Source organism: Rurimicrobium arvi (genome assembly GCF_039540495.1).
Lineage (GTDB): Bacteria > Bacteroidota > Bacteroidia > Chitinophagales > Chitinophagaceae > Rurimicrobium > Rurimicrobium arvi.
In genome coordinates this window covers 139,027-152,185 of sequence record NZ_BAABEZ010000002.1, presented here as the reverse complement: position 1 = coordinate 152,185, position 13,159 = coordinate 139,027, and the positions used below count along the sequence as shown (strand labels likewise).

The 13,159-nt window shown below is 48.5% G+C and carries 9 protein-coding genes; 2 read left to right on the top strand and 7 right to left on the bottom strand.

Translation table 11 applies throughout. From position 1 onward, the window contains the following. From ABD846_RS02250 to mraZ, 5 genes are read right to left on the bottom strand one after another with little or no spacing between them, the layout of a single operon-like run. Nucleotides 1-1,467, bottom strand: coding sequence for a UDP-N-acetylmuramoyl-L-alanyl-D-glutamate--2,6-diaminopimelate ligase (locus ABD846_RS02250; RefSeq protein WP_344822225.1), 1,467 nt, complete (start codon nucleotides 1,465-1,467; stop codon nucleotides 1-3). Nucleotides 1,468-1,473: 6 nt separating this feature from the next. Continuing rightward, complete coding sequence (locus tag ABD846_RS02245; protein ID WP_344822223.1) at nucleotides 1,474-3,603, bottom strand: penicillin-binding protein; 2,130 nt, start codon at nucleotides 3,601-3,603, stop codon at nucleotides 1,474-1,476. Next, the gene (locus ABD846_RS02240) at nucleotides 3,600-3,989 is read right to left on the bottom strand and encodes an FtsL-like putative cell division protein (RefSeq protein WP_344822222.1); all 390 of its coding nucleotides are present in this window, start codon (nucleotides 3,987-3,989) and stop codon (nucleotides 3,600-3,602) included. Before ABD846_RS02240 ends, ABD846_RS02245 begins: the two co-directional genes overlap by 4 nt. Next, nucleotides 3,990-4,901, bottom strand: coding sequence for a 16S rRNA (cytosine(1402)-N(4))-methyltransferase RsmH (gene rsmH, locus ABD846_RS02235; protein ID WP_344822220.1), 912 nt, complete (start codon nucleotides 4,899-4,901; stop codon nucleotides 3,990-3,992). Nucleotides 4,902-4,903: 2 nt separating this feature from the next. Further along, the gene (gene mraZ, locus ABD846_RS02230) at nucleotides 4,904-5,374 is read right to left on the bottom strand and encodes a division/cell wall cluster transcriptional repressor MraZ (protein WP_344822219.1); all 471 of its coding nucleotides are present in this window, start codon (nucleotides 5,372-5,374) and stop codon (nucleotides 4,904-4,906) included. 340 nt (nucleotides 5,375-5,714) lie between these two features. On the opposite strand from mraZ, the gene ABD846_RS02225 reads away from it, so the two are divergent. Continuing rightward, the gene (locus ABD846_RS02225) at nucleotides 5,715-7,397 is read left to right on the top strand and encodes an NAD+ synthase (RefSeq protein WP_344822217.1); all 1,683 of its coding nucleotides are present in this window, start codon (nucleotides 5,715-5,717) and stop codon (nucleotides 7,395-7,397) included. 185 nt (nucleotides 7,398-7,582) lie between these two features. On the opposite strand, the gene ABD846_RS02220 is transcribed toward ABD846_RS02225, so the two are convergent. Both ABD846_RS02220 and ABD846_RS02215 read right to left on the bottom strand, forming a co-directional pair. After that, complete coding sequence (locus tag ABD846_RS02220; protein WP_344822216.1) at nucleotides 7,583-8,287, bottom strand: LytR/AlgR family response regulator transcription factor; 705 nt, start codon at nucleotides 8,285-8,287, stop codon at nucleotides 7,583-7,585. After that, nucleotides 8,287-9,348: a sensor histidine kinase gene (locus ABD846_RS02215; protein WP_344822214.1), complete on the bottom strand. Its 1,062-nt coding sequence runs from the start codon at nucleotides 9,346-9,348 to the stop codon at nucleotides 8,287-8,289. Before ABD846_RS02215 ends, ABD846_RS02220 begins: the two co-directional genes overlap by 1 nt. Nucleotides 9,349-9,498: 150 nt before the next feature. Here ABD846_RS02215 and ABD846_RS02210 point away from each other — a divergent pair, with 150 nt between their 5' ends. Further along, nucleotides 9,499-13,116, top strand: a complete 3,618-nt coding sequence (locus tag ABD846_RS02210; RefSeq protein WP_344822212.1) for a T9SS type B sorting domain-containing protein — start codon at nucleotides 9,499-9,501, stop codon at nucleotides 13,114-13,116. Nucleotides 13,117-13,159 lie beyond the last annotated feature (43 nt).

Genomic DNA, 13,159 nt, shown 5'->3' with positions numbered 1-13,159 from the left:
TTATTTTTGTAATACTCTAAATGTTTCTCCCAACACCTCACGATCATCAAAGTGCGTGCGCACTCCTTTTATTTCCTGGTATGTTTCGTGTCCCTTTCCTGCCACAAGCACAATATCTCCCGGTGATGCAATCGAGCAGGCCGTTTTAATAGCCTGGTAACGATCTGCAATCCGCAGCACTTTACGTTTCTGGGGAAAACTTAATTCCGCTTCCATCTCATCCAATATCAACTCCGGGTCTTCACTGCGCGGATTATCAGACGTGAGGATTACCTGATCACTCTTGTCTGCCGCCACCTGTGCCATCAGCGGTCGCTTTGTCTTATCGCGGTCACCACCGCAACCGATTACCGTGATAATGCGTTCATCATTAGCCCGCAGTTGCTGGATCGTCGCAAGCACATTCAGCAATGCATCCGGTGTATGCGCATAATCGACGATGCCGAGTATCTGCTCTTTACCGGAACGGATCGTTTCAAAACGTCCGGGAGCGCCATGCAGCGAACTGAGTACGCTCAGTATTTCCACATCCTGCTCTCCCAGCAGGCGAGCGGCGCCGTACACAGCAAGCATATTATAGGCATTAAAAATGCCGATCATCCGCATATGCACCTCATGTCCGTCGATTGACATAACCAGTCCGCTCAGATTATTTTCCAGCACTTTTCCTTTTATATCTGCGGGCACACGCAGACTATATGTCTGTTTCAGTGCCGCGGTGTTCTGTAGCATCACCATACCCCGTTTATCATCGAGATTGGTAAGTGCAAAAGCGCTTTTGGGCAGTTGATCGAAGAAAGATTTTTTTACCCTGATATATTCATCGAATGTTTTATGGTAGTCGAGATGATCGTGCGTGATATTGGTAAAGATGCCTCCGTCGAACTCAATACCGCGAATTCGCTGCTGGTGTACCGCGTGTGAGCTTACTTCCATAAATACATGTGAGCAGCCTGCATCCCGCATTTTCGCAAACAATGCCTGAATAGATATTGCATCCGGCGTGGTATGTGTTGCTGTAAAGGCTTCTGTACCTATATAATTGGTGACAGTGGAAATGAGCCCGCAGTGATAACCGAGCTGCGTGAACAGCTGATACAGCAGTGTGGCTACAGTTGTCTTTCCATTGGTACCGGTAACTCCTGTCACCTTCAGATCCCGTGACGGGAAATCGTAAAAAGCTGCCGCAATATCACCGGCCGCGGCTGAAGCATCTTTCACCAGCAAATAGGTGACTGTGGCGTCCTGCAGGGAAGGCATTTGCTCACATACCACCGCTGTGGCACCTGAAGCAACAGCCTTATCGATGTAATCGTGACCATCAGACAAGGTGCCCCGTACCGTAATAAACATGCTGCCTTCGCTTACTTTACGCGAATCAATACAGACAGCCGAAACAGCTTTATCTGTATTACCGGTAATAGTAATTACCTGCACCTGCTTCAATATGTCCTTTAATAGATGCACGATCTTTTAGCTCAATTGAATAATAATTATCTGTCCCTTACGCACGGCCGATCCTGGAACCAGCGACTGACTCTGGATCACTCCCGCGCCCATCACACGCACTTTCAGCCCCTGGCGCTCCAATACATATACCGCATCTTTCAGCGACATCCCTACCACATCCGGCACCAGATTCTGAACCACCTTGCGTGATGCAAGCACCACCCTGTGCGATGAATCCGTCTTAACTGCCGCCATGCTTCCTGCACGCTCATTCCACTCAGACTTCAGATTGATCGCGTTCAGCAAAGTCTGCTGATTAAATACCGTTGTGGTATGTGCCACAATTCCCTTGTCTGGCGTCTTGGAAAAACTATCCACCGGTCCGCCCTTCCAAACTCCCTGTCCGTTGGCAAAAATTTTATCGGCCACCATCCTGAACACCGGAGCAGCGATCGTACCGCCATAATAGGAGCCCGAATTTTTCTTTGTACGGATCACAACGATCATCGTGTACTTCGGATTATCTGCAGGAAAGTATCCCACAAAAGAACCCTGGTAAACTCTTGCGCTGTAAGGAATACCCTTATCGCAAACCTGTGCCGTACCGGTCTTACCTGCTATTTTATAGTAGGGAGACTGGATATGCTTACCCGTACCGGAAAGCACTACTTCTTCTGTACATTTTCTTAATTGGGAAATTACTTCCTTACTGGCAACCGATTCTTCCAGTACTGTAGGCTCTATACGTTTCACTTCACGACCATACTCTCTTATGGAGCTTACCAGGTAAGGCTTCATGAGGCGGCCATTGTTTGCAACAGCGTTATAGATCATACAGGTATGCAGCGGCGTCACCATAACGCCGTATCCCGTCGCAAGCCAGGGCAGGGTAGCCGCATTCCACAGATTTTTTTCATGAGGCTCGGTCACAATCGCCTTAGACTCTCCAAACAGATCAATACCGGTTTTGCTGTTGAGGTGCAGTTCCTTGATATGTTTGATAAAACGCTCCGGCTCTTTATAATAATGCTCGTATGCCAGCGAACCCATCGCCACATTCGACGACTGGGCGTATGCGTTTTTTATGGGCATGACACCCAGACCATGATGCGAGTCGTGCATAACGCGGAATGCAAACTGGCGTTGTCCGCCATAACAGTTCACATTATCTTCCACGTTGATCAATCCGTCTTTCAGCAAAGACAGCAGCGTTACGATCTTGAAGGTAGATCCCGGTTCCGCAAGTGTGAGGGCATAGTTCTTATCCTCGCTGTAAGGGGATTGCTTATCGATATCCGTACCAAGGTTAGCCATCGCCCGGATCTTACCGGTAGACACTTCCATTACGATACAGGTGCCATTCCAGCAGTTGTACTGCCGGAGCGCATCCAGCAGCGCGTGTTCTGCAATGTTTTGTATACCTATATCAATAGTGGTGACAATATCTTTTCCGTTTTGTGCTTCAATGCGCGAACCTTCGATAGAAGCCCATTTGGTGGGTGCGATCCGCTGAGACAGGTACCATCCGTTTTTACCGCTCAGGATACTGTCATACATCGCTTCCAATCCCTTCACGTTACGTACGAGCTTTTTGTCCCGCCAGATGGCAGGCTGGTATTTACCCACCGTCTGTAACGCCAGAAATCCGTACGGATTGTCACGCGTATTGCGGGTGCTAACGATCATCCCTCCGCGGCGGGCTCCTTTATTGAATATCGGGAACGTACGCAGCACCAGGTATTTGTCGTAAGGTATTTTTGTACCCAGCTCATAATAACGAGCCGAATCTTTATAGGCCTTGGTCAGGTCAGACTTATACTGAGCAGCGCTTGCATCGCGGAACAGTTCAGATAATTTGTAGGCAAGCGTATCAATGTGTTTATAAAAAGTATCCTTTTTGATAACGGCCATATCCAGGTGTACGTCAAACTGGGGAATGGTGGAACAAAGCATCGTACCGTCTTCCGTATAAATATTGCCTCTTTCCGCAAAAATGGTATCGGTCCGCACACTCATACTTTGCGCACGCGCGCGCAGAGACGCACCGTCCTTCGCCTGTATCAAAGCCGCCTTCACGATGATTGCGAGCCCTAACACGCAAATACCGCTGAAGGCGAGATACACCCTGAATCGTATGTCTCTTCTTACATTCACTTTTTAACTACTCCTTTTACAGAATCAATCACCACTTTATAAGCCGGAATCATCAGAGGCTTCATACCGAGGCCGGCGCCGCGGCGGATCACTTCTGCTTCCATGCCTGCATTCATCAATTTCGATTGCACGTCCATATTGCGCCAGCGCAACTCCTTCAGTGCTTTTTGCTGCGCATCGCGCTCACGCTGCATCTCTGTAGCCAGATGGCTGTTGGCGATATAAAACACGCCCAGCAACACAATAAATGCCAGGTACGGAACATTCTTCACTATCCCGTTATAGGAAATCCTGTCGACCACACTGCGCCAGTCGAGTTTAGCGGCCACCACTTTCTGGGTGCCGCTGGACGCAGTTTCTTCCTGTATGATTTCCTCCTGACTCATTTATATTTTTTCCGCTACCCGCAGTTTCGCACTGCGTGCACGTGTATTATTTTTTTGTTCCTGTTCCGTAGGCTCTACCGGCTTCTTTGTCAGCTCCCTGAACGGAGATCGCTGACGCGGTGCAAGTCCTAACGGATCTTCTGTTACATCCCACGCGCCGTTTTTCATAAACTGCTTTACCAACCTGTCTTCCAGCGAGTGGAACGAAATAATGCTCAACCGGCCCTCAGGTTTCAGGCATTGCGCCGATTGCTCCAACAGTTCACGCAGTGCACCCAACTCATCATTCACTTCAATACGCAAAGCCTGGAATACCTGCGCGAGATAGCGATGCTGCGGTCCTTTGATCACGGGATCAATCAGCGACTTCAGGTCGTCGGTGGTATACACCGAGGCTTTCCCTCTGCCGGTAACGATCTGCTTCGCCAGCTGCTTTGCATTCCGCACCTCTCCATACCGTTCAAACAATTTATGCAGCCGCTCTTCGCTATAGGTATCGATAATATCTTTAGCTGTGAGCTCCAGGCGGTCATCCATCCTCATGTCGAGCGGACCGTCGAAACGGATCGAAAAGCCACGCGCTCCGGTATCAAACTGATAAGAACTTACACCCAGATCGGCAAGAATGCCATCTACAGCGGTAATTCCGTGCAATCTCAGAAAACGTTTCAGGTACCTGAAGTTCTCCTGCACCAGTATCACGCGCCCGTCGTCAGGCTTATTTGCCCAGGCATCTTTATCCTGGTCAAATGCAATAATCCTTCCCTGCGGACCCAACTCCTGAAGGATGCGACGCGTATGCCCGGCGCCTCCCATAGTACAATCCACATACACCCCATCCGGCTTCACGGCAAGACCTTCTACAGCCTCTTCCAACATTACCGTAGCATGATAAAAATCCTGTTGCGCCATGGTTACATCGATTCAAACGGACTGATAAATCCTCCACCCAATACCTCATTTGCCAGGTCGCTGAAGTCACCCATTTTACTTTGAATGTGTGCGTCCAGCAGTTTTTTATCCCAAATCTCCACTTTGCTGCCCTGTGCGGTGAGCACAATATCTTTCGACAATTGCGCATGCTCCACAAGGGGTTTATTCAGCAGCAGACGGCCGGCAGCGTCCGCTTCCACAATGTTTGCTCCATTGAAGAAGAGACGCTTGAAAGCGCGTACCTGCGGATTGAAATCATTAAGCTTGTTTATTTTTTCGGAGAGTTGATTCCACTCATCCATCGTGTACAGGTTGAGACATTGCTCAAACCCTTTGGAAACCACGAACTGCGCGTCAGCCCCTTCCGGCAATTGCTTGCGGAATGCGGATGGCAAAAGAAATCTTCCTTTTGCATCCAGGGTGAGCTCATATTCGCCAATCAGGTGGGACATGCGACGTGTTTCCAATTTCAATTACAAAGAAACACTTTTCTCCACTTTTCTCCACTTTTCTCCACTTTCTAATTATCCACAAAATCATAAAAAAGTAAAAGCAGCCACAGTAAAGGCTTACAAGGTGATTTTATAGAAAAATAACATTTAGCATGTGGATAATGTGAAAAAGATGTGGATAACCTATGAAAACACCGCCAAAACAGGTTTATAACTGCCTCAAATATAGTGAAAAACGTGGGGAATGCTGCACGGTGCGTTTTCTTTGTGAATTAACGCTGCCATTATCCTCTCCTGCCATGGAAAAAATCTATTTTTACGGCACAAAAAACTGCAGACCGTGAAGATCGCCATAGCCCAGCAAAACTATCATATCGGTAATTTCGAAGCCAATACCGCCAAAATAATACAGGCTATCCGCGATGCCAGAATGGCAGGAGCGGATCTTGCGGTCTTTTCGGAATTATGCGTCTGTGGCTACCCCCCGCGCGATTTCCTTGAATTTGAAGACTTTATCGAACGCTGTATCAACGCTGTGCAGCAGATAGCTGCCGAAACCGGGGATATAGGTGTACTCATCGGGGCTCCCTCCCGCAATCCGCAGCCTGAAGGTAAAGACCTGTTCAACTCTGCCTATTTTCTTTATAAGGGTTCCGTACAGCAGGTAATTCATAAAACACTGTTACCCAACTACGACATTTTTGATGAGTACCGGTACTTTGAACCTGCTTCCGAATGGCAAACCATATCATTCAAAGGCAAAAAACTTGCGGTCACCATATGCGAAGACATCTGGGATCTGGTGGAAAACCCTTTATACCGTTCGCGGCCAATGGATCAGCTTATCAGACAGCAACCAGACATCATGATCAACCTGAGTGCTTCACCGTTCGACTATGTCCATGCCGAGAACCGCAAAAAAGTAATAGCCGATAATGTGAAAGCGTATGGCATCCCAATGATCTATTGCAATACTGTGGGATCTCAGACCGAAATTGTATTTGACGGGGGCTCGGTTGCAATGGACGCTTCCGGAACGATCGTTGCCGAACTTCCTTATTTTCAGGAAGCTCTGGCCTTTGTAAACTGGGATGGTACACTGTCTGCAGATGTTGCCGGTACCACTCCGCACAATGCATACCGGAATAATTTTTCAGGAAACACAGAACTCGATCCTGAAAAAAATATTGCATTGATCCATCAGGCACTGTTATCAGGCATTAGGGATTATTTCGGCAAAATGGGCTTCAGCAAAGCGATTGTGGCTTCTTCCGGAGGTATTGACAGTGCTGTGGTACTGGCCCTTGCCTGTGAAGCGCTTGGTGCCGCAAACGTACGGGCATTGCTATTGCCCTCACAATTCTCTTCCGACCACTCGGTGGCCGATGCGGTGGAGTTGTCCCGGAACCTGAACAATCAGTATGACACCATTCCGATCCGCGGCGTCTTTGAAGCTTACGAACAGGCGCTGGAACCGGTTTTCGGCGGGCTCGCTTTTTCCGTTGCGGAAGAAAATCTTCAGTCGCGCATACGCGGCGCTATGGTGATGGCGCTCAGCAATAAGTTCGGCTCAATATTGCTGAACACATCCAATAAAAGCGAGTTGTCCACAGGCTATGGTACACTGTATGGTGATATGGCAGGTGGATTGGGTGTATTGGGTGACCTGTACAAAATGCAGGTATATGCTCTGGCACGCTACATCAACCGTAACGAAACCATTATCCCGCAAAATATCCTGGATAAAGCCCCCAGTGCTGAATTGCGGCCGGGACAAAAGGATAGCGACAGTCTTCCGGAATATGAAGTATTGGATGCTATTCTGTACCAGTATATCGAACAGCGGAAAGGACCCCGTGAACTCGATGCCATGGGTTTCGACAAAACGCTGGTGGCGCGCATCCTGAAACTGGTGAATACAAATGAATACAAGCGAAACCAGTTCTGTCCGATCATCCGCGTATCTCCGAAAGCATTTGGTGTGGGACGGCGCATGCCGATTGTGGGGAAATATCTTTCTTAAAATAGAAAACACCGCAGCGTTGGCCGCGGTGTGTTTCATCTCCACCCTATTTAAAACAAAACTACTTGTTTGTTTCCTGTGTTATTGGAAAGACCGGAAACCGTTTGTCCGCCTTTCTGAAATCAAAGATGCTGCGATTTAGTCCCGGCACAAAATTTATGGGGCAGACGCGCATATTTTTGGGGTTAACGCGGACTGCGGTCTTCAAAAAACTCCATCAATTCCCGCTCAAAGCTGCTGCCAATGGGCAGTTCGTGCCCTTCGATGAATACGGTCTTATTGCGGATACTCTTTATTTTGTCTACCGGAACAATATAAGATCGGTGTATTCTCACGAACGAGGCTTTGGGCAGCATATCGGCTATCGTCTTCAGTGGCATACGCGCTAATACCGGCTTTTGTGCCTGCAAATGTATTTTCACGTAATTATCCAGACTTTCTATCAGCAGAATGTCTTTAAGGAAAATTTTGATCAGGCTGTAATCCGCCCGAACGGTCAGGAATGGTTCGACCACAGCAGTATCCGGTGCATGCATTTTCAGCTGGAACAACGCCTTTTCCAGCGCTTTCTGAAAGCGGGAAAAAGTGAAGGGCTTCAACAGGTAATCGACTGCATTGAGATTAAAGCCTTCCACCGCGTACTCGGAATAAGCTGTGGTGAAAATCACTTTGGGCTGCACTTTCAACTCCCGGAAAAAATCTATTCCTGAAATAGAAGGCATGTTGATATCCAGGAAGATCAGATCGACTGAATTCTCCTCAAGATATTGCATTGCCTCATGCGTTTGCGTAAAGGTCTTAGCAAGACTGATCTGTCCGGATTGCGCGGCGAACTTCTCTACTATTTTCAGCGCCAGCGGTTCATCATCAATGGCAATTGCCGTAATCATTACAAAAGGATTTTAAGGGTTACGGAGAAATAATGCTCCTTATCGGATATATCGAGAATATAACGCCCGGGATACAGGGCCTGCAAACGCCGTTTCGCATTTTCAATACCCATTTTCCCGACTTCCTCCTGGCTGATACGCACGGGCACTTTGCGGTTCAGCACAAAAAGATGAAGCTCTTTTTCAGTGATATGAATATCAATACGCAGCTCGCAATCCTCATCCGGATTGATGCCGTATTTAAAAGCATTCTCAATAAACGGTATCATCAGCATCGGCGCTATATACTTGCTCCCGGGATTGCCATTAACGGAAAATGAGAACTTTGTCTGTTCGGTGATCCGTATTTCCTGGAGGGATATGTAATTGCTGATATAATCGATTTCCCGGTGCAGCGGTACATGGTCCTGAGAAGCGTCCGTAAGCACATACCGCATCAGTCCGGACAGCCGCACCACGGCATCGGCAGTTTCGTCTGACTTGTCTATGGCAAGCGCGTAAATGCTGTTCAGTGAATTAAAAAGAAAATGGGGATTGATCTGAGCTTTTAAATAACTAATTTCGGCCTCAACCCGCGCCTTTTCCGTTTGCTTCCACCGTAGATTGGAAGCAATAGAATACGAAAACAACCCTACCAGCGCGAACTGCGTCACATATCGTGTAATGATAAAACCGATCGGGCTATGGTGCCTGGGCGGACGCATGATCGGAGGCATCATTTTTCCGGCAGCCCCGGGAAACTGATGTGCAAAATGGGATCCCCTCACAAAATGCGGGAATATCTGCATCGGTATAAACGAATAGATCAGGAAGCATACCACGATTATGCTCCAGAACTGCCACATCTTACGTTGAAAATAGAATTTCGGAAGCAGTACAAACGAATTCAGGAAAAAGAACACCAGCAACAGGAAATAGGAAAGAAAACTCTCTTTGAATCCGGATACCCGGATAAAGCTGAAGTCCCAACTGAAGTCGGGTGAGGTAAAAAACGGGATTATTAAAAATAACAGACTGTAAAGCGCGTACAGCCACCATTGTCTCTTTGAAATCTTATCCACAGTCAGTTATTAATGTCTATGGTAAAGGTACATCTTAAGAGTTGCGCAGCACGAAGCACCGCCGTTCTTGGGGTAAACGAGTAAAAAGTAGGGGTAATATGCTGGGTGGAGATACATAATAAAAAATAATTTTGCGTTAGATAAAGTAGTATGAAAAGTTTCTATCGATTATTGAGCGGTTTGACAGCTTTGCTGCTCGTATGTGCGATGCCGGCAACAGCATCCCATCTGTATGGAGGGGAAATGTATTATACGCATATCAGCGGTCGGCAGTATAAGGTTACGATGGTATTGTACGGCGACTGTGGCGGCACTGCCAGCGTATTTGCAGCGCTTTACACCGCCAGTCCTAAGGTACAGGTATACAACGGAACGTCTTTGTACCGTACCATGGACCTGAAGGTGATCACCGCCGGAACAGAAATAACGCCCGTTTGTCCGAGCTCCCTTTCCTCCACCACCTGCAACGGCGGGACGGTTCCGGGTGTGCGGAAATTTGTGTACGAGGATACGATTACGCTCAACGTCGCTTCTGCCAACTGGAAGTTCCGCTCTACGGGTTACCTTACTTCCACTACATCAGCCGGGCGCAGCGCTTCCATCACCAATATTCTTATGAGCGGCTCCGGCTCCATTATGTCGCTGGAAGCTACGCTGAACGATACAGGTGCCTATAATAATAATCCTACGTACACGACGGTACCTACTCCTTTCTTCTGTATCAATACCGCGCAGGAATACAATCCCGGCGCGGTGGAATCGGACCTGACGGATAGCCTGGCGTATGAACTGGTGGACGGACTCGATGCGACTACAACCCCCAGTTCGCTCGTAACGTATGCATCAGGATACAGTGCCACAGCACCACTCGCCGTTGCCACAGGCAGCTTTTCATTCAACAAAACCACGGGGCAACTTACGTTTACACCCAATCTTGCTCAGAAGTCACTTGTGGTAATGAAGGTAAGTGAATACAGAAACGGGGTCCTTGTCGGTACCAGCATGCGCGAAATGACATTTATCGTCTTGTCTACCTGCTCAAACCGATCTCCGTATGGCAAGATCAGTTCGCTTGCGGCAGGAACGCTTACCGGGAATACAACGGTCAGCATCTGTAAAAACGAAAATTACCTGGGTTTCGAGATCAATCCGATCGACTCAGACGGCAATTCGATCACCATGACGGCGGCCGGGCTTCCATCAGGTGCGACGCTCTCCATTACCGGCAATGGCACCACGGCACCCAAATCCTCTTTTCTCTGGAACATCAGCAGCGTTAGCCCGGGCACCTACTATTTCTACATTACATACCAGGATGACGGCTGTCCGCTAAGCAGTAAACAAACAGTAGCATATACGCTGACGATACTCCCCAAGGCAAGCTCTACCATTACCCTTATAAGTGCAGCTACCTGTGTGAAGAAAGCTGTTTTTGATATCATTCCGGCAGCAGGCGGAGCACCTTATACCATACAGGTGAAAAGTACCGCAACCACCTTACATACATTTAGCGGGTCTTCTTCCAGCTTCAGGGATTCGCTGGCTCCGGGTACCTACACTATTCGCACCACCAATACCAATGGCTGCTATTCAGACACCAGCTTTACACTCGCGGCCCCGGCCAACCCGACTTTCGCAAGTGTAAGCACCGTAATGCCCTTATGCTTCGGCGGCACTAACGGATCGCTCACTGCAACGGGCAGCGGTGGTTTGAGCCCTTACACGTATTCTATTGACAAAACGACCTTCGCCGGATCGGGCACTTTCACCGGACTCAGCAAAGGTTCCTACACGATTACGCTTCGCGACGCTAACTATTGCACAAAAGATACCACCGTCTCCATCAGCGAACCAACGGAAATAACTTCGGTGAGCACCAGTAAAAACAACGTCTGCAATGTAACCAAAACAGGAGCGATCACACTCACCGCGGGCAACGGTACGCCGGGATACCAATATGCTCTGGGAAGCGGATCTTACAGCGCTGCCAATACATTCACCGGTCTCGGCTCGGGCACGTACACCATAAACGTCAAAGATGCAAACGGCTGCGTGAAAAGCTTTCCGGTAACGGTAGGTGATTCCATCACGGTGCGCACTACCGTCATTACCGATAATGTATCCTGCAATAAAGGCGCCGACGGATCGCTCAAATTCAGTCCCTACCTGGGCGTTACTCCTTTCACCTATGCGCTCGGCAGCGGATCTTACGGTTCGTCGTCCAGCTTCACCGGCCTGACGGCAGGTTCTTATGTCGTGCACATTAAAGATGCCCTGGGGTGTTTTCTGGACACTACATTGACGATTTCGGAACCGGCAGCGCTGGCAATGGCGTTTTCCAAAACGAGTCCCACCTGCAATGGGTACAGCGACGGTTCAGTTACCGTTGCTGCAGCCGGAGGTACCACCGCATACACTTACGCAATTGACGGAGGCACCTATTCTTCCGTACGTACGTTCACCAAACTAAAAGCAGGAAAGCATGTGATCAGTGTCCGCGATGCTAAAAATTGCACGCTGGATTCTTCCATACAGCTTACCGAACCGGAACCGATCCTGATCAGCGCAGTGCTGGACTCTGTAAATTGTTTCGGAGGTGCTGATGGTATCATTACGGTTTCCGGCCGCGGAGGCGTGCTGCCATACAGCTATATACTCAATGCCGGGACACCGCAAAGCAGTCCTTCTTTCGCAGGCCTTTCCGCCGCAGGATATAAAATTCAGATTGCCGATGCGAATGGTTGTCTGAAAGACACGGATGTCGTGCTTTCACAACCGGCCAAGCTGCTGATCTCCGATATCCTCATTCAGCATCCAACCTGCGAAGGCTACAAAGACGGCTCGCTGGCCATTCGCGCAAATGGCGGAACGAGCCCGTATAGCTATGCACTCAACAATTCCGGCTATGAAGATAATAATGAATTTGCCCAACTGGGTGAAGGGAAATACGCTGTAAGCGTAAAAGACACCAAAGGATGTATCACCAATGGAGAAGCTGATCTGGTGGGTTATCCAAAGATCACAGAAGACAGCAGGACCGTCATTCCGACCAGCTGTTACGGTAAGGAAGACGGTTCCTTTATATTCATTGCCACAGGCGGCAACCCTTCCCTGCGTTACGTATTGAACGGCAGCAAAGACACTTTAACGGCAGCGGATTACGCCAACCTGAAAGCCAGGGATTTTACAGTAACGGTGATCGATTCGACCAATTGCTACAAATCTTTCACAATCTCCGTTCCGCAGCCGGACGCATTACAGACAGACCTGGATGTAACGCATAATGATTGCTCGGGTCTCGATACGAACGGTAAGATCATTGCAAAAATATCCGGCGGAACAGGGCCATACAATTACCTCTGGAGCTATCAGGGAGATACCGACAGCCTGATCAGCGGACTGGCAAACGGCTACTATACCGTGTGGATCACAGATGCGCACCAATGTAAAGACTCCGTCACTCAGGAGATCTATTACGATAATTGCTGTACACCTTCAATTCCTAATGCATTTACGCCCAATGGTGACGGACGGAATGATGTGATCCGCATTTTGTACAAAGGCGACATTATCCTGAAAGAGTTCAGCATTTACAACCGTTACGGGCAGCAGGTGTTCACCACAGATAATATAGATCAGGGCTGGGACGGGCGTTTCCTCGGTCGCGAAGAAGAGCTGGGTGTGTATTATTATTATGTGAAATTAATATGCGGCAACCAGCACAGCCACGTACGCACATTTAAAGGCGATATAACACTCATCCGGTAGTTGTTTATCACAAACTTTCGCGAATGCGCTATTTTTTCGGTTT